17 protein-coding genes and 1 pseudogene are annotated in these 18817 nt (G+C 41.5%); 6 read left to right on the forward strand and 12 right to left on the reverse strand.

Features of this window, described 5'->3' with window-relative positions:
• The first annotated feature begins 39 nt into the window (after positions 1-39).
• Positions 40-411 (forward strand): thiol-disulfide oxidoreductase DCC family protein, encoded by a 372-nt coding sequence (locus IMZ31_RS15850; RefSeq protein ID WP_207528245.1) that lies wholly within the window; start codon positions 40-42, stop codon positions 409-411.
• A 558-nt stretch (positions 412-969) separates the two neighbouring features.
• On the forward strand, positions 970-1407 hold the full coding sequence (locus IMZ31_RS15855) for a hypothetical protein (protein WP_207528246.1): 438 nt from the start codon (positions 970-972) through the stop codon (positions 1405-1407).
• A gap of 67 nt (positions 1408-1474) precedes the next feature.
• Here IMZ31_RS15855 and IMZ31_RS24770 read toward each other — a convergent pair.
• Positions 1475-2265: pseudogene (locus IMZ31_RS24770) on the reverse strand (alpha/beta hydrolase).
• A gap of 68 nt (positions 2266-2333) precedes the next feature.
• Here IMZ31_RS24770 and IMZ31_RS15865 point away from each other — a divergent pair.
• The 3 genes from IMZ31_RS15865 (at position 2334) to IMZ31_RS15875 (ending at position 5362) form a co-directional block, all read left to right on the forward strand.
• Positions 2334-2990, forward strand: a complete 657-nt coding sequence (locus IMZ31_RS15865; protein WP_207528247.1) for a CPBP family intramembrane glutamic endopeptidase — start codon at positions 2334-2336, stop codon at positions 2988-2990.
• 109 nt (positions 2991-3099) lie between these two features.
• Positions 3100-4110 carry an oxidoreductase gene (locus IMZ31_RS15870; protein ID WP_207528248.1) on the forward strand — a complete coding sequence of 337 codons (1011 nt, stop codon included), beginning with the start codon at positions 3100-3102 and terminating at the stop codon, positions 4108-4110.
• A 130-nt stretch (positions 4111-4240) separates the two neighbouring features.
• Positions 4241-5362, forward strand: a complete 1122-nt coding sequence (locus IMZ31_RS15875) for an NADH-dependent flavin oxidoreductase (RefSeq protein ID WP_207528249.1) — start codon at positions 4241-4243, stop codon at positions 5360-5362.
• A 261-nt stretch (positions 5363-5623) separates the two neighbouring features.
• On the opposite strand, the gene eno is transcribed toward IMZ31_RS15875, so the two are convergent.
• The 10 genes from eno to IMZ31_RS15925 all read right to left on the reverse strand — a co-directional run bounded on the left by eno (position 5624) and on the right by IMZ31_RS15925 (position 16643).
• Positions 5624-6910 (reverse strand): phosphopyruvate hydratase, encoded by a 1287-nt coding sequence (gene eno / locus IMZ31_RS15880; protein ID WP_207528250.1) that lies wholly within the window; start codon positions 6908-6910, stop codon positions 5624-5626.
• Between the two features lie 17 nt (positions 6911-6927).
• The gene (gene gpmI / locus IMZ31_RS15885; RefSeq protein ID WP_207528251.1) at positions 6928-8475 is read right to left on the reverse strand and encodes a 2,3-bisphosphoglycerate-independent phosphoglycerate mutase; all 1548 of its coding nucleotides are present in this window, start codon (positions 8473-8475) and stop codon (positions 6928-6930) included.
• Positions 8468-9229, reverse strand: a complete 762-nt coding sequence (gene tpiA, locus IMZ31_RS15890; protein ID WP_207528252.1) for a triose-phosphate isomerase — start codon at positions 9227-9229, stop codon at positions 8468-8470. Before tpiA ends, gpmI begins: the two co-directional genes overlap by 8 nt.
• Before the next feature lie 16 nt (positions 9230-9245).
• Positions 9246-10430, reverse strand: a complete 1185-nt coding sequence (gene pgk, locus IMZ31_RS15895; RefSeq protein WP_207530432.1) for a phosphoglycerate kinase — start codon at positions 10428-10430, stop codon at positions 9246-9248.
• 280 nt (positions 10431-10710) lie between these two features.
• A complete protein-coding gene (gap, locus tag IMZ31_RS15900) occupies positions 10711-11718 on the reverse strand; it encodes a type I glyceraldehyde-3-phosphate dehydrogenase (RefSeq protein ID WP_036782300.1) in 1008 nt (335 codons plus the stop codon).
• A gap of 41 nt (positions 11719-11759) precedes the next feature.
• Entirely contained in the window at positions 11760-12788 is a 1029-nt protein-coding gene (locus IMZ31_RS15905; RefSeq protein WP_207528253.1) for a sugar-binding transcriptional regulator, read from the reverse strand.
• Between the two features lie 149 nt (positions 12789-12937).
• Positions 12938-13186 carry a glutaredoxin family protein gene (locus tag IMZ31_RS15910; protein WP_207528254.1) on the reverse strand — a complete coding sequence of 83 codons (249 nt, stop codon included), beginning with the start codon at positions 13184-13186 and terminating at the stop codon, positions 12938-12940.
• A gap of 6 nt (positions 13187-13192) precedes the next feature.
• Positions 13193-14467, reverse strand: coding sequence for an RNA polymerase factor sigma-54 (gene rpoN / locus IMZ31_RS15915; RefSeq protein ID WP_207528255.1), 1275 nt, complete (start codon positions 14465-14467; stop codon positions 13193-13195).
• 166 nt (positions 14468-14633) lie between these two features.
• Positions 14634-14780 (reverse strand): hypothetical protein, encoded by a 147-nt coding sequence (locus tag IMZ31_RS15920; RefSeq protein ID WP_207528256.1) that lies wholly within the window; start codon positions 14778-14780, stop codon positions 14634-14636.
• A gap of 777 nt (positions 14781-15557) precedes the next feature.
• Entirely contained in the window at positions 15558-16643 is a 1086-nt protein-coding gene (locus tag IMZ31_RS15925; protein WP_207528257.1) for an SAP domain-containing protein, read from the reverse strand.
• 252 nt (positions 16644-16895) lie between these two features.
• Between IMZ31_RS15925 and IMZ31_RS15930 the strand changes: the two genes are divergently transcribed.
• A complete protein-coding gene (locus IMZ31_RS15930) occupies positions 16896-18035 on the forward strand; it encodes an SIR2 family protein (protein ID WP_207528258.1) in 1140 nt (379 codons plus the stop codon).
• 510 nt (positions 18036-18545) lie between these two features.
• Here IMZ31_RS15930 and IMZ31_RS15935 read toward each other — a convergent pair.
• Positions 18546-18692 (reverse strand): hypothetical protein, encoded by a 147-nt coding sequence (locus IMZ31_RS15935; protein WP_207528259.1) that lies wholly within the window; start codon positions 18690-18692, stop codon positions 18546-18548.
• Between the last annotated feature and the right edge of the window lie 125 nt (positions 18693-18817).

Here is an 18817-nt window from a genome sequence, read left to right on the forward strand (position 1 = left end):
AAGAGAACGGGTGAAATTTATTAAAAAGGAGATGATTATATGAAACATCTAGTGTTCTACGATGCGCAATGTCCATTTTGTTATCATGTGAAGCTTGTGCTAAGGAAATTAGACTGGTTCAAAAAAGTGGATTGGGTATCGGTTCAGGAGGTTGACCAAAATCCAGATCAGTATCCGTACTTACAATATCGGGATATTTATGACGAAATTCATATGCTGACCTCTTCGGGTAGTTTAAAAGAAGGCTATTACGCCATTCGCCGCTTACTTGCTGCTTTGCCCCTAACAGTTCCAGTTAGTCTGCTTCTTTATATTCCATTTGCAGACCGGATTGGTTCACCGCTTTATAAATGGTTCTCCCGTCACCGCTATCAGTGGTTTGGACAGTATGATGAGCCACGTTATGCTTAGAACCATTACCTTATACCTCACTTAAGAGAACAATAAAACAAAAAACTTGATGTATGACGGGAGGGGAATTAAGAAAACCCTCCCTCTTTCAGCTTCATTTAATTCCAATTTTTTCTACGCACGCGGAGAAACGCTTCGTTTTTTTGTGGAATATGTAAAAAGAATCCGCATAAAAGTTCACGATCCGTTAACATGCTTATCCGTTTATATTTAAAGCCAGAGGTGTCTGGAGAACGGGGAGACTCCTGCGGGAGAAAGAGGTCGACGAGAGCCCGGACTGAACGAAGTGAAGGAGGAGGCTCTAAAAAGAAAGAGGAAGTTCGACTAAAACCGTCACGTCAATAGCCAACGTCCAACGACCCCACCTCGTGCGGGGCCGCCCGCGGAAAGCGAGTCGTTCCCCAGACACCCTAACCACTCAACAAACATAATGGCTCCATCTACAAAAAGTGCCTCAACTCCGAGGCTTGCATGAATGACGACAACCCCCGGTGGCACAATACTTTTATAGAATGTTATAATGACACGTATAACAATAAAAGAATACCTGGAGGCTTTATGCTTACATTTGAAGAAAAACTAGAGATTATAGAATCTTTTCCCGAATTAACGCGAAACGACGTATCCCTTGGACGGGTGAATTTCCACTATGAAGAAAGCGTAATGGACAAGAAAAACGTGGTTTATCACCTACACCCTAATGGAAACGGCTTTGTATTCGGTTATTATATTGATGGTGTTGAGACAGATGACCGCGGTATGGTGAACATTCGCGACTTCTCAAGAGAAGACATCAAAGCAATTGTTCGTGATGCTATTGACTCTCTATCCCAACCTGACCAAGAAACGTGGGTAAACGAAGAAGGACATACATTAGCGCTTGTCTTCGATTTTGACCTATGGAATATCTATGCTGGTGACATGCTAGACGGTACTTTCCCAACCTATGCAGCAGCAACAGACTACCTTGAACAAGAAGGTTTCAATCGTCAATAGATTCTTTGCCAAAAACAAACGGTGCGTGCTTCTCTTTATCAACAGAAAAGAGAAGCACGCACCGTTTTTATTTAGAAATCCATTCAGTGATAAGTTCAGTTGTTTCATCAAGTTGTTGTTCCGCTGTAATTGTTGCCTTCTGATCCCCTTCTTGAAACCCATAGCTTCCAAACTGTCCGTGGTTGGCTCCGTCGAGTTCTATATATTGATGATTTTCGGGAGCATAAGCTTTCCCCTCTTCATACTTCTTACGGTTAATCACTCCGTCTTTTCCACCTGTTATTGATAAGAATGACAAACTTAATTCACTAAGGTCCCCCACTTCATCTGGGTAACAGCTAATAAGAAAACGCCATCTAAAACCTCTCCATTTTCGGCAGCATATCTAGCTGCCATAGCACCGCCAAGCGAATGTCCTCCAATAACATAGGAGCGATTAGCATCTTGTTGAATCACTCCATTCGCCTTATCTTGTGCCAGTACCGCCAAGTTCAGGGGCATTTTAAGAATATAAGTCGGATACCCCTCTTCGGCTAATTGATGAGCAAGAGGTGCATAGCTCTTTGGCTCTACTAAACCTCCCGGATAGAAGAGGATCGTTGTTTCTTTCATTTGTTCTGGTATAAAAGATATCCAGTCACTCTTATCCTTCATCTCGATTCCTTCATCTGTCGTCAGCGCTTGAAGAGCCCTTTCGCTCGGTTCATACGGTTGCAAATAAACATAGCCTGTTATTGCGATCGCTACCAATAATCCCCCGACAACAAGCAGAACCTTTTGCCACCACTTCCATTTTCTCATCCCTTCACCTACTCTGTGATGTTTTATATCTAGCTTATCACACAACTGACTAACCATTGTTAAATGAGACAGTATAGGTTAAAATAACATCAAAAGTGTAAAATGTTACTTTCGGGAGTGGTGTAATGAATCAAGCTAAGGTTATTGTTGGATCCACGTTCCTTGTCTGTCTATTTCTATATGGCTTAGAACAAGGGATAGGTGTTCCTTACATTGTTAAAACAGCATGTAAGCTCGTTTTATTTATCGGACTTCCTTTACTCTTTTATAAGTATTCCTCTCCTCCTCACCTAAAAGGAAGAAAAGAACCTTGGAAGTATCCATTGGTATTTGCAACTGTATCTTTTTTCACAATCCTCATTGCCTACTGGCTTACGAATGATAGGGTTAACTTCACTGAAATTAAAACTTATATCGAAATGGATCTTGGTATAACACCTGTCACCATTTATGCTGTCGGAGTTTACATTATACTCGGAAATTCTTGGGTAGAAGAATGGTTCTTCCGGGGATTTATCTTTCAAAATCTTTTATCTCGCGGAAAGAAACATCTTGGTTATTTATATTCTTCCAGTCTTTTTGCTTTGTACCATCTTGCTAGTATCCAAGGATGGTTCTCGTTTCCTCTAACGGCCCTCATCTTGATTGGGTTATTCACTATCGGTTTGATCTTCTGCTTCTTAACAGAGAGAACGGGTACCTACAAAGGTTCATGGATCGTCCATATAATTGCTGATATAGCTATTATTATGGTAGCCTTACATGCCTTTGGTTGGTACTAGTACACGTGAACGAAAAACACCATACCATCAAAACCTTATAGCCTTTCCACACTGTCACTTTTATGTGCTAGAGTATATAGGAAATCTATATAAATTGGAGTCGATTACTATGAAACCTATAAAAACCGGATTAATTGGATATGGTCTATCAGGGCAAGTTTTCCACGCCCCTTTCCTTCAATCTTTGCCGGAATTTGAACTTACAACCGTATCTACATCTAAACAGGAGAAAGCAGAACAAGACCTTGGGCATATCCACATTACACCTACGCCTGATAATCTAATACAAGATACCGACATTGAGCTCATCATCATTACTGCTCCAAATGAGTATCACTATCCTCTTGCAAAAGCAGCGCTCGAAGCTGGGAAACACGTCGTTATTGAGAAACCTTTCGTCGTTCATAGACAGGAAGGCAAGGAATTACTTCAGATTGCCAAAGCAAATAATCGAGTGCTCAGCCCTTTCCATAACAGGCGATGGGACAATGATTTTCTTACGGTGAAGAAATTGATTGAAGGCAATGCTCTTGGAGACGTTACTAGCTACGAAGCTCACTTTGACCGATATCGCCCACATGTACGAGACCGATGGAGAGAGAAAGATGTACCTGGTGCTGGTATTTTGTATGACTTAGGCGCTCATCTAATTGATCAGGCTCTTCATCTATTTGGTTCACCAGAACAAGTCCAAGGGATTGCTAGAGCTCAACGTGAAGGAGCAGAGGTGGATGATTACTTTCATCTATTATTAGATTATAATCCTTTACAGGTTATTCTCCACTCCAGTTCTCTCGTTAGAGCAACTGGACCCAAATTTCAAGTGCACGGTACAAAAGGAAGCTTTATTAAATATGGGACAGATCCTCAAGAAAGTCAGCTTAAAGAGGGAATGTTACCGAATCAGTTCGGATGGGGTGTTGATTCTGAAGAGAATTACGGTATATTAACGAATGACGAACACCCAGATGGGGTACGTGTACCAACAGAAAAAGGGTGCTATGAATCCTACTATAAGCAGTTAGCTGAATCGATTCGGAGCGGAAATCAGGTCCCAGTTAGTGGACAAGAAGGTGTGAACGTTATCCAAATCATCGAGGATATCTTGCAATCGTCCTAACTTTGCTATATTCTTCATGGCCCATTAGCTGATGCACTTTGAAAGACAACGCTTTTTGCCACGTGATAAACTGATCATGTTCTTAATTTGAGAATCTCAAATAAACAGGAACGAACAAGGAGGCAAAATCATGAGTGATCGTAAATATATATTTGAATCCTATCAGTTACCATCAGGCGTAACGTTGAAAAACCGTGTGCTATTAGCACCAATGACAAACTTTTTATCAAATGATGATGGAAGTGTATCCGATAAAGAACTTGAATATTATAAACGTCGTTCGGGAGGCGTGGGCGCAGTCATTACGGCTTGTGCAAATGTGAATGAATACGGAAAAGGATTTGATGGTGAGATCGGTGCTCACCGTGACGATCTGATTCCAAGTCTTCGTAAATTGGCCGATGCCATTCACGAAAAAGGCTCCAAAGCGATTCTACAAATTTTCCATGGTGGCCGTATGTGCCCTCCACACCTTATTCCTAATGAAGATGTGGTCAGTGCAAGTGCCGTAGCTGCCCTTCGTCCAAATTCTCCAACTCCAAGAGAGATGACAGAAGAAGAAATTCAGCAAACGATTACTGATTTCGGTGAAGCGACACGTCGCGCGATTGAAGCTGGATTCGACGGCGTAGAAATTCATGGAGCGAATACGTATCTTATACAACAGTTCTTCTCTCCTCACTCTAACCGACGTGACGACCAGTGGGGCGGTTCAGTGGAAGATCGCATGAACTTCCCTCTTGCCGTAGTTGAATCTGTGAAGTCAGCTGTCGCCGAACATGCTAAGGGTGAGTTCGTAGTTGGTTATCGTCTTTCTCCAGAAGAGCGAGAAGAACCTGGAATTACAATGGACGACACGCTACAACTTGTAGACGTCCTGGCTAAACAAGACCTAGATTATCTTCATATATCTCTATCTAGCTTTAATCAAGGTTCTATGCGCGACGAAAACGACACACGTCCTCGTATCGACTTAATCCAAGAACGAGTTGGCAGCATTGTTCCTGTAATGGGTGTAGGTAGCCTCCATACAGCAGATGATGTAGAAGGAGCCCTTGCAAAAGTTCCAATGATTTCGCTAGGACGTGAAATGCTAATGGAACCTGATTGGGTTGAAAAAGTTGCTAAAGGTGAGGAAGACCAAATCCGTACAGCGATGAAATTGAATCAACAAGAAGAACTAGCCATACCAGAACCAATGTGGACTAAAATCTTAAACGTACCAAATTGGTTCCCTAAAGAAGAAGAATAATTTGTAATATCCTTCACAACAAAGAGCTGTCCCCCATCAGGAGACAGCTCTTTTAATATGATATCCACTTTAATACTATATCGTCATAAAGCGTGCCAGACACCCTTTCCCCCTCTACAGCACTGAAGGGTGTCTGGCACGCTCTATTCCTTTACAGTGTTACTGTGTGTCTGACACCCTTTAGTCTTTTATTACTTTATCGTATAAAGCAGAAAAAATCCCTTCATTCGGCCGAATGAAGGGATTTTTGTTTAGAACCTATTATTTGTTTAGGTTGTAGAATGCGTTGTTACCAGCATAAACTGCTGTACCAGCTAGTACGTCTTCGATGCGTAGAAGTTGGTTGTATTTCGCTACGCGGTCTGTACGAGATGGAGCACCTGTCTTGATTTGACCAGCGTTTGTCGCAACAGCGATGTCAGCGATTGTAGAGTCTTCTGTTTCACCAGAACGGTGAGAGATAACTGCTGTGTAACCAGCTTCTTTCGCCATTTCGATTGCTTGGAATGTCTCTGTAAGTGTACCGATTTGGTTCACTTTGATCAGGATTGAGTTTGCAATGCCTTCAGAGATTCCGCGGCTTAGTTTGTTTGTGTTTGTAACGAATAGGTCGTCACCAACAAGTTGAACACGGTCGCCGATACGCTCTGTAAGAAGTTTTGTACCTTCCCAGTCGTTTTCGTCTAGGCCGTCTTCGATTGAGATGATTGGGTACTTGTTAACAAGCTCTTCGTACCAGTCAACCATTTCTTCAGACGTACGAGTTACGCCTTCACCTTTAAGGTTATACTTGCCATCTTCATAAATTTCAGAAGATGCAACGTCCATTGCAAGTTGAACTTCTTCGCCTGGCTTATAACCAGCTTCTTCGATTGCTTCAATGATTGTAGATAGTGCTTCTTCGTTAGAACCTAAGTCAGGAGCAAATCCACCTTCATCACCTACACCAGTGTTGTAACCTTTGTTCTTAAGAACTTTCTTAAGAGAGTGGAAGATTTCAGCGCCCATGCGTAGAGCTTCTTTGAATGTTGGAGCGCCAACAGGCATAACCATGAACTCTTGAATGTCCACGTTGTTATCTGCGTGCTCACCACCGTTAAGGATGTTCATCATTGGTGTTGGAAGCTTCTTCGCGTTGAATCCGCCAAGGTATTGGTATAAAGGAATACCAAGGTAGTCAGCTGCAGCGCGAGCTACTGCCATTGATACACCAAGGATTGCGTTCGCACCAAGGTTACCTTTGTTTTCAGTACCGTCAAGTTCGATCATTAGTTCATCAATGATTACTTGGCGAGTTGCATCGAAACCAAGAAGTTCTGGAGCGATTTTTTCGTTAACGTTTTGAACAGCTTGAGATACACCTTTACCAAGGTAGCGTTCTTTGTCACCGTCACGTAGTTCTACTGCTTCGTATTCACCAGTAGATGCACCACTTGGAACAAGTGCTGTACCGAAAGCACCAGATTCCGTATATACTTCTACTTCAACTGTTGGGTTACCACGGGAGTCTAAGACTTCGCGTGCGTATACGTCCGTAATATATGGCATGGTTATTTCTCTCCTTTTTATTGATCAGATTTTTTAATTAAAGATTCGCCTGTCATTTCTTTAGGCTGATCGACTTGTAATAAGTCTAATAATGTTGGGGATAAGTCACCTAAGATTCCGCCTTCACGAAGCTCAAGGCCATCTTTCGTCACGATTACAGGTACATCATTTGTTGTGTGAGCTGTCATCGCTTTACCTTCAGAATTCGTAACTTCGTCAGCGTTACCGTGGTCAGCTGTAATGATCGCATGTCCACCTTTTTCCGTGATCTTATCAATGATCTTACCTAAACATTCGTCCACTGTTTCGATCGCTTTAATAGTAGGCTCTAGCATACCACTGTGACCGACCATGTCAGGGTTTGCGAAGTTTAAGATAATTGCATTGTGCTTATCTGCATCAAGCTCTTGTAGAAGAGCATCTGTTACTTCGTAAGCACTCATTTCAGGTTGTTCATCATACGTTGCAACTTTAGGAGAATCGATAAGGATTCGCTCTTCCCCGTCGAATTCTTCCTCACGTCCACCGCTCATGAAGAACGTAACGTGTGGATATTTCTCCGTCTCAGCAATGCGAAGCTGCTTCATATTGTTCTGTGCTAATACTTCCCCTACTGTGTTATCCAGGTTAACAGGGGTGTATGCAACGAAACCGTCGACTGTTTCGCTGAACTTCGTAAGCATAACAAAATGAGTGTTCTGCGGTGCTTTGTCACCACGTTCAAATTCACGGAAGTCTTCGTTTGCGAAGGTACGTGAAATTTGGATGGCGCGGTCTGGACGGAAGTTATAGAAAATAATCGCGTCTTCATCTTCAACAGTTGCACGAGGGTTACCCGCATCGTCTGTCATAACAGATGGAAGAACGAATTCGTCATAGATATCATTTGCATAAGAATCATCTACAAGCTCAATTGGGTCCTGGTACGTTGGACCTTCACCGTAAACCATTGCGCGGTAGGCTTTCTCCACGCGGTCCCAGCGTTTGTCGCGGTCCATGGAATAATAGCGGCCGGATAGAGTCGCGATCTCACCGACACCTAGTTCATCCATTTTGTTCTGCAGGGCTTCAATATATTGTTTTGCAGATTTCTGACCTACGTCACGACCGTCAAGGAAACCGTGAACATAGACTTTCTCTACACCGCGATTCTTCGCCATTTCAAGTAGCGCATATAAATGCTCAATATGGCTGTGAATCCCGCCATCGGATAGAAGGCCGAATAGGTGTAAAGCTTTATCATTCTTTTTCGCATGTTCCATTGCCTCGATGAAGCGCTCGTTCTCGTAGAAGTCGCCTTCACGAATGGACATATTTACACGAGTTAGGCTTTGGTAAACAACGCGACCTGCACCAATATTTAAGTGACCTACTTCAGAGTTCCCCATTTGACCTTCAGGAAGGCCAACCGCTTCACCTTTTGCCGTAAGCGTTGTATGTGGGTACTGTTCCCAAAGACGATCAAAGTTTGGCGTGTTCGCTTGTTTTACAGCATTACCGTATTCCTCGTCACGCATGCCGTAACCATCTAAGATGATTAGAGCTGCTAGGTTTTGGTTACTCATGTTTACCTGCCTCCACTAGAGATAAGAAAGAATCAGGTTGTAAGCTTGCGCCACCTACTAGTGCACCATCAATATCAGACTGAGACATAAGCTCGTCAACGTTAGCTGGTTTTACGCTACCGCCGTACTGAATACGAATCGCTTCTGCTGGCTCACTGCCTGCAAATTCGTTAACAACTTTACGAATAGAAGCACACATTGCGTTTGCATCTTCAGCTGTAGCTGTTTTACCAGTGCCGATCGCCCAAATAGGCTCATAAGCAATGATGACATCTTTAACTTGTTCATTTGTAAGGTCTTTAAGAGCAGCTTTCACTTGTGTCTCTACTACAGATTCAGCTTCGCCGTTTTCACGTTGCTCATCTGTTTCACCTACACAAACAATTGGTACTAGGTTGTGTTTGAATGCAGCGTGTGTCTTTTTGTTTACTGTTTCGTCTGTTTCAGCAAACATTTCACGACGCTCAGAGTGACCAAGAACAACGTACGTTACGCCAAGGTCTTTAAGCATTTCAGGACTAACTTCGCCTGTGAATGCTCCGCTACTTTCAAAGTGCATGTTCTGCGCACCAATTTTAAGATCTGTGCCTTCTGCTTGTTGAACAAGCGTTGGAAGATAAGGGAAAGGTGCTACAACAACAGATTCCACTTGATCGTAAGAAGGTACTTGACCTTTTACATCGTCAACGAACTGTGTAGCTTCGCCCATTAGCTTGTTCATTTTCCAGTTACCTGCAATGACTTGTTTACGCATACTGTCACCTCACCTATTATTTATCGTTTAATGCGACTACGCCTGGAAGTTCTTTACCTTCCATAAACTCTAATGATGCTCCGCCACCTGTAGAGATGTGGTCCATTTGATCTGCATAACCAAACTTCTCAACAGCAGCTGCAGAGTCACCGCCACCAATTACAGAATAACCTTCTGTTTGTCCAAGAGCTTCTGCAACGCCTTTTGTACCATTAGCGAATGTTTCAAGCTCGAATACACCCATTGGGCCATTCCAAATGACTAGCTTAGAGTTCTTCACGATATCAGAGTATAATTCAATCGTTTTTGGACCGATGTCCATTGCTTCCCAATCAGCTGGGATGCTATCGATGTTAACCACTTGTGTGTTTGCATCGTTAGAGAAATCGTCGCCAACGATTACATCTTGTGGCATATAGAAATTAACGCCTTTTTCTTTAGCTTTTTCCATATATTGCTTAGCAAGATCGATCTTATCTTCTTCAAGAAGAGATTGACCAATTTCGTAGCCTTGAGCTTTCACGAACGTGTAAGCAAGACCGCCGCCGATAATTAAATTATCAACTTTGTCAATCAGGTGATCGATAACGCCGATTTTGTCCTTAACTTTCGCACCACCGATAATAGCAGTGAAAGGACGCTCAGGGTCTTTTAACGCATTACCAAGGACGCGTAATTCTTTTTCCATTAAGAAGCCAGCTACTGCTGGAAGGTGTTGAGCAATTCCTTCAGTTGAAGCGTGCGCACGGTGAGCTGCACCGAATGCATCATTCACATAAAGGTCTGCTAAATTAGCGAATTCCTTCGCAAGTTCTGCGTCGTTCTTTTCCTCACCCGGATAGAAACGAACATTTTCAAGAAGAAGTACATCGCTGTTTTCCATTTCAGAAATGGCTTTGTCCACTTCACTTCCGTAAGCTTCATCCGTTTTCGTAACGGTTTGACCAAGTAAGTCACTTAGACGTTTCGCTACTGGATCAAGGCGAAGTTCATCAACGGCTTCCCCTTTTGGACGACCAAGGTGGCTTGCTAAGATTACTTTTGCACCTTGTTCAGTTAAATGCTGGATTGTTGGTAACGCTGCACGGATGCGCGTGTCGTCAGTTACTTCACCATCTTGCATAGGTACGTTGAAATCAACGCGACAGAATACTTTCTGGCCTTTTACTTCTACATCTTGGATGGTTTTTTTCTCATTCACGTTCACGGGATGAGGACCTCCTTTAAAATTTTCCTTGGAATGTGTCTAGCTCCCCTGTATGTACGTTTCCTTATTTTCAAGAAGACAAACGTGTTACAAGGGTTTGATTTGAATTCATAAAAAGAGTCAAATGGTAAAAATGTGGTGGGCTTCCATTCTTTTCATGGTTCTATCAAACAAACATCGCAAAGGAGGAGGTTGCTCTCCTCCTGCTCTTTGCGATGGACACTCATAATTTATACGGTTAACAGGAGTTGTTTTCCTGCCTATTTACGAAAACTTAAAGACCTTTTTTAGCAAGGTATACAGCTAAGTCTACACAACGGTGAGAGTAGCCGCTCTCGTTATCGTACCAAGAAACAACTTTAACCATGTTCTTCTCGATGCTTAGAGTTGAAGCAGCATCAATTGTAGAAGAAGCTGGGTTACCATTGTAGTCGCTAGAAACTAGCTCTTCTTCGCTGTAACCAAGAATACCTTTAAGCTCACCTTCAGCAGCTTCTTTAAGCGCTTGGTTTACTTCTTCTGCTGTAGCATCTGTGTCTAGCTCAGCTACAAGGTCTACTAGAGATACGTTTGGTGTAGGAACACGCATAGCCATACCAGTTAGTTTACCTTCCATTTCAGGCATTACTTTTGCTACTGCTTGTGCAGCACCTGTAGTTGTTGGGATGATGTTCTCACCAGCAGCACGCGCACGACGGTAGTCCTTGTGTGGAAGGTCAAGGATTTGTTGGTCGTTCGTGTAAGAGTGGATTGTAGTCATCATACCGCGCTTAAGACCAAACTTGTCGTTAAGAACTTTAGCGTATGGTGCTAAGCAGTTTGTCGTACAAGATGCGTTAGAGATTACATGGTGGCTAGCTGGGTCGTAAGAATCTTCGTTAACACCCATAACTACTGTAAGGTCTTCGCCTTTAGCAGGTGCAGAGATGATAACTTTTTTCGCGCCAGCATCGATGTGTTTTTTAGCATCGTCACGCTGAGTGAAGCGACCAGTAGATTCGATTACGATATCTACACCAAGATCTCCCCATCCAAGGTTAGCAGGGTCACGTTCAGAAAGAACTGTGATCTCTTTACCACCGATTACAAGGTTAGATCCGTTAACTGTTACTTTCTCATCAAGTTGACCGTGTACAGAGTCATACTGAAGAAGGTGAGCAAGCATGTTAGCGTCCGTTAAGTCGTTAATCGCTACTACTTCTACCTCGTCGTTTTTAAGAGACGCGCGGAATACATTACGTCCGATACGTCCGAAACCGTTAATACCAATTCTGATTGCCATGAAAAATTCCTCCTTAAGGTATATAGGTGTTTATTTTCTATCTAAAGGGAAGATCCCTTTATTAGCTCTTTTGCTGCACTCTCATCGGTAATGAGTACATTGGATTGTCCCAGGTTAAAATATGAAGAAATCGCTTTTGCCTTTGATTTGCCACCTGCGACAGCTATAACACAATTAGTATGTTGTAAATCTTCTAATTGAATTCCTACTGTTCGCACTTTGTGAACAATACTACCTTCTTCATTAAAATAATAACCAAAAGCCTCCCCTACAGCCTTACCCTCTTGAATGGTGTCTATAACTTCTTGTGGAGTTTTTCGTCGTTCTGCCATTGTAGTGGCATCACCAATACCATGGACAACAACACCAGCTCCACGAATGATGGTTAGCACCTCTTTAATAGAAGGTTCTTCAATAATGGTCTGATAGGATTCTTCGCTAAGCGGATCTGGTACATAGAGAAGTCGATACGTTCCATTTGCTTTCTTTGCCATTTCAGCACAAATGGTGTTTGCCTGATTCTCCATCTGTTCTCCAAGTCCACCCCGGGCCGGGACAAATAAGCAGTTCCCTGCTTGTTCAAGTGGAGTCATCATCTCAGCCACAGCTGCAATGGTTCCTCCTCCGGTTACAGCCACTGTGTCATCACTACGAAGAATCTCCTTCATATAACGTACACAAGCCTTACCCATTTCTTGTTTCACCCATGAGAGTTCATCGCTATCCCCAGGTACGATGACTACGTGATCGAGTTGTAAACGTTGCTTCACTTGTTGCTCCAAATCTTTAAAGCCCCTTAATTCATTCATGAAGGCCTCTAGCTGAACGATTACATTCTTGCCAGTATTCGTCACATGCATCCCTTTTGTCGTCACTTCAATTAATCCCTGTTCATGTAAAAGATCAATTTCTGTTCTTACGGTTCGTTCTGCAATGTTTAAATGATCAGCAAGACTTCTTCGTCCAATCGGTTCCATTAGCTGAATCAATGTCAGGGTTTCATACCTTCGTTGCATAATTGATAGCAAATCGGGGAATAGTTTACTCTGTAAGTCAATTAGTGCCCTCATGGAAAAGCTCCTTTGCTGTATGTAAGCTGCAGCGGGAGCTTTTTCGTCCCGCCTTGACGTATTCTGTCCCGCTTGGGCCAAAAAAATACCTCAACGGCAAGCTTACATTTATATTGTATCAGTCCCCATAACCCCTTGCAACAGACATACTAGCCCTTTTTCTTTTGTAAACGGTTACTTAAAGAAAAAAGATCGATTTTCCCATAACCGACCTCTACACCGTCAATTTCTACTACTGGGATCATGAGACCGTATCGTTCAATTAGCTTATCTTCTTCATAAATATCCTTTTCCCGAATGACAAACTCGTAATCATATGCAAGTGTTTCAATCAATTCTTTAGCCTCTTCGCATAAAGAACAGTCCTTCTTCGTATACAGAATAATTTCCGTTGCCATATGCGGCTACCCCCTCTTCTTTCGTTTTGTAGATGATGGTATGTATAGTGCTTCCCGATATTTTGCCACGGTTCTTCTTGAAATGTAAATACCAAATTGATCATATAATAATTGGCTTAACTTTTGATCTGAGTAGGGCTTGTGCTTATTTTCACTATGTATGGTTTCCTTTAATAAGTGCTTGATCGCTTCAGCGGAGGTTTCTTGACCATTCCTCGTCTTCAAACCTTGTTGAAAGAAATCCTTAAGAGGAATAATCCCTCTCGGAGACTGAACATACTTATGACGTACCGCACGGCTTATGGTTGATACGTGAACTCCAATTGCTTCAGCAACCTCTCTCATTCTGAGCGACTGCTTTTGATGAGCGCCTTCTTCAAAAAAAGGAACTTGTCTTCTAACGATCTCTTCCATTATGGCTTTCATATTTTGTTTCCGTTGTTCGATTGCCATTTGAAGCCATTTTGCGTGTTGGTATTTCTCCTCCAAATACGCTGATGCTTCTTGATGTTGATGGGACAAGGCATACATGTCCTCATCTACGACAATCTTTGGCGTATTCCATGGTGAAAGCTTAACAACCCAGTCTCCATTCTTCTTAAACACTTCCGCATCCGGAACAATATAGTCTTCTTGTACAGACGAATATTGAATACCCGGCCTCGGGTGACACGTTTGGATCGTTTCAATTGCATTTTGTGCAGCTTCGGCTGTGATGTTGTACTCATCTTGAATGGACTCAATATCTTGTTCAGCAACCCAGTTAATATGATCATAAACAAGCTGAATCATATACATGGGATGTTCTTCTCGTTTTAACTGAATCGCAATACACTCTTGTAACGATCTCGCTCCAACACCAGCAGGATGTAAAGATTGAATAAACGACAACGCCTCTTCCGTTTCAGCTATCGATGCAGCACACACTTCACTCCATTCTTCAATCGTTGTATCCAAGTAACCATGGTCATTTAATGAATCAACTCCATACTGAACGACATGACGTAACGATGAAGGGATCCTACTCTCTATTAGCTGATCTTGTAAATGTTCACGGAAGGACTTCTCTTTAGATGATTGAACGGTTTGACTCGCCTCAGCTTGCCCTCCCTTTGGAAGAGCTGAAGACACACTCAGTTCTATGAGAGGATTTACTTCTGCTTGATCCTGAAGAAAGCGAATCAAATCTTGTCCATTATAGGCTAACATCTCAATCGCTTGACTTAATCTCTGCGTCATCCTCCACGTTAACCGCTGCTCCTGACTTAATTGATGCTTCAAACAGACCCTCTCCCCCAGAAAACGTTTACAAACAATTATAACAAACTTTTAATAATAGAAGGAAGTCACGAAGAATACCTACCATAAGAAACCATTATAAAATGACAGCACACAAAAAATGAGCCTTAAAATTGCTTAACAACTTTAAGACTCTACGTAGTATAAACTACTTATCTTCTTCCTTTTTATCAGGATCTTCTTCTAAATTATGTTTCGCTTCATCTTCAGCGATAATCTTCTTACGTTTACGATCTAACATATCTTCCTTCTGCTCAGGTGTTAAGTGACGTCCTTGATCAAATCGATTGAACATAATCTTTTCCACCTTCCTGTGTTGCTAGATTGGGGTTACAGTAGTCTATTTCCTTTAAAAGGAATAAACTAAACCTCACAACGAGTATAGGAACTGTTGCAAGACGAGCAAGAATCAGACATTACCCTTGAATAATCTAGTGCGAGAGAAGGTTTCCGTTAGCTTTAGATTAGCGTAAGGTGGGCCGGGAAACTACTCGCTTTCCGCGGGCGAGCTGTCGAGCCTCCTCGGGGAAACCACCCTGCGGGGTCTCGTCGACCTCTTTCTCCCGCAGGAGTCTCGCAGTTTCCCGGCCCACCTTTACCAAATCAGAAGTAACGGAAACCTGCCATATATGGAAGAAGATCAAGCTTGTGCGCATTTTATGTAATCCGTTCCCCCCGCTTAATGTCAGGGCTTGCAGGGGAACTGCGTGAACCCCGCGGGAAAAAGAGCCTAGGGGAGATCCTACAAGATAGGCGCATTCTAGATTCAAGTAAAAACGCCTTACCCAGTAAGGGTAAGGCGTTTTATATAAGCGCGCTCGAGAGCCCCCCGACAGGTGTAGGACCGGAATCAGCAGGAATCCAAACACCCTCAAGCCGCGGCATTGCTCGATTTCTTAACGGTCAACCTTCCGGAACGAAAAACATGAGACACAAATTGCTCGCGTTTAAAGAACGGAAGTGTTTCAACGAGATATGATATCGTATTTTAATGTTATATTGCAATCGACAATTTTCCAGTTGAGAGAATTTCTTTGCGGCGGAGTAAACGGACTACCCCCGTTATTAAAGCTTACATGTTTAGACCTAATATCTCCTGGTGGTCATACGGAATATGCACCCCAAACTCCTCGTAAAATGAATCATCGTCATACTTTTCATTTAAACGTTTGTATGCGTCATAAAATAACACTTCGATTTCTTTTTCGTTTTCTTCCATCGAAAGCAATAGACAACGAGAACACTCTTCGAATGTTAAGTAATGGTACGGTAACTCTCCTCGGGTTCTGTCCCAAGTGTATTCGAATAATTCCCGCAGGTCTTTTTCGTCCATTTCCAACGTTTCCATTAACACTCGTATTTGTTCCGTTTGAAAGCTTTCTAACAGCATATGCTTAGGTAACGAAACTCTATTACCGTTCCACATTCCACTTGTCTCTGAGATAAATACTCGTAGGTATTGAAATAACGCATTATTAAACCTTTCTTCACGTTTCAATTGCCTTGCCTTATGAAGGTTCACATTTCTCATTAACCCGTATTTTTGTTTTTTAGCATACTCTAGAGAGGCCTCTTGAAATAACCCCCAAGAGATATCAGCGTTTGATTTGTTGTAGTCAAACTTTTTTACGTGTCTTATAGCATTAGCAACGTTATAGATTCCGTCCTTAGTGTCTTTCCTGTGCGCCGGAACGATGTAATAATACTGGTTTAACACTTCTTCCCCTTTTGTCGTCACCTTATATACGTTGTAATCGACAAATGACTCGATTTCTCCCTCCGTAAAATGATCCTTGATTCTCGAGATGAGATCCGCTTTCTTTCCGCTCACCTTTAATTCTTTCGTTTTTAAAGCCTCTTTTAGTTGAGGTATTTTAAACGAGTTGAGCGATTCAATCAGTGTTCCTTCTGCGACATAACCCTCATCAATCAATTTACCTAACGAATGTTTCGCATTAATGCCGTAAGTTGTTTCAAAATAACGAGGAAATTGTGCTTCTGACGTTTTTCCCGAAATCCAATCGATTAAAATGATTTCACCAGGAAGTAATCCGCTGTTTAGTTTCTTCTTGTATACCGAATCGATATCGTATTCAGGAACATTTTTAGGCGCCGGATTAGAACGTGGAGAATTTCCTGTTGTCGACGAAGGTTTCATAGTTTTCGAAAGTCCCTCTTGGGGTGCCGATTGTTTCTCGGGTTCCTTTAACTTCTTTCTCAAAAAGCTAATGATTCCCAACTAATTCACCTCTTTCTTAAAAACATATTGATTTATGTCAATACTTCTATAAGCCTTCATTTATTTCCTTTTTACAGGAATATTCTATTCAAAGAAATAACCAAATGGTAAATAAAGGGTTATTGAAACTGCTATAGAAGTAGTTAGTAAACAAGTTTAGGAGTGGTAAAGATGCAAAAGGTTGTTTTAACTGGAAACGGATTGTCAGTTGGTTTGAATGCTAGCTTTGCACTAGAGAATATAACTAGAAGGTTTTTTGAAAGACTACCAGATGAACATAAAGATTTTATTGAACACCATATGGAAAGATTGCAGGAGGGTACATATGACCAAAGAGACTTTGAGAAAGCAATTTCTTCTATTGAGCAAACATACGATTCATTAAAGAATTATTACGACTTTTTAAATGATGAAGATAATGGTTTGAAATTTATGCAAGCGTATGACTTGGAGAAGATAGAACTAGAAAAACACATAGAAGCAGTTCAAAGTATAATCTATGAGTACACTGCATCAATACTTGATTTGATAGATAATCAGGTGAGGAAACCACAAATACATGATAAGCTACAACATTTTGTGGATTGGCTTGAAGAGATAATAGGTGACACAAATGAAGTTGACTTATTTACACTTAATTTTGATTTGTTACTCGAGACAATCTTGTTAGACATAAGAGGACCTGGAGGTTTTATAGATTTTCATAGACCTGAGAATAGACCATGGGAGGTAATTAACGGTAATCAAAGATATTTCTTTAGCCCTTCTGTATCTAGAATGATAGGGGATTCGAGAATAAGATTACATCATTTACACGGCTCTTTATCTAGTTTCAAAGATATTAAAACTGCTAAAACATTCAAAATTACCACTGAAGCGCTTAGAGATAATAACGTATATGATAATATTTTCGCTATGAATATTGTTCCTTCTATAATCACAGGTGGAGGTAAAAGTGTCAAAGTACAGGATAACCCTTTCCATTTTTATTATAATGAGTTTACAAAAGTGATGGTAGACAACAATCACCTATGCGATGAATTATACATCATAGGTTACAGTTTTAGAGATGATCACATAAATAAAGCAATTTCTGAAAGATTAAAACTATCAAGAACACAAGATAGGGATTTAAAACTAGTTATATGTGACTTTAAAACTGACGATGACGAAAAGAAAGCATTTATAGACGATATAAATAAGCAACTAAGTCTCGGACCCAGAACTAGCAACAGATTTGTTTATGGAGATGAAAGGGTTATTTTCGAAGGTGCGAATGCAATATCACAATTTGTGCAAAATGATTCTTGACTTTAAACAAAGGCACCCTTAATATTGGGTGCCCTTTCATATTAAAACTTTTCACTCGTTTCACCTTGGTTGTTATATATCGGAGTTACGTTTCCAAATGTAGCCCTCTCTTGTTCGAGCTTTTAAATCAGCTAATTCTTCGTTGCTGAATACCGTTTGTTGCTTGCGTGTTTCTCATTTCATTAGTTTTCCACCTTGAGTTCACCCTTGTCGTCATTTAATGACAGATGAGTTTTTTTAGCACCGTATAAGCACACTAGCCTTTTTAATTGATGTACTTTCAACTAAATGAATTTATCGTTTTCTTAAGTTGTCTCTAACTTTCACCTTGTTATCGAAATCAACGCCTTCAATCTCCAATGCATTTAATCCTTTCGATGATAGTCTACTGTAAAGAGCGTTAGCATTACGTAAAGGCGATTTTAGACGTTACATTACGACTTTGTTAAACATTCGAGACTTGCCCCCGTGACGGTGAATATTCGATTAGTAAGCGTTAAGGCGATTTTTTCAAGTTCTATAACGGTAACTTTCCGATTCGCAAACCTTTGTAATGCGTTCAGTAGCCTTTTCGTACGATAAATGAACTCGTTGAACCTCATATTTCACTCCTGATTCTCTACGCTTCACAACGCCTGTACGCCTAATTTTGCGCATAAAAAAACCTCCTGAAATCTTAACTAATATCGTTAAGAAATCGAGAGGCTACGTAAACGGTCGGGATTGACGCACCCGAACTGATATGAGAATGATAGGGGAGCTTTTCATTATTCAGCGCCTTT

This window comes from Pontibacillus sp. ALD_SL1 (assembly GCF_017355605.1).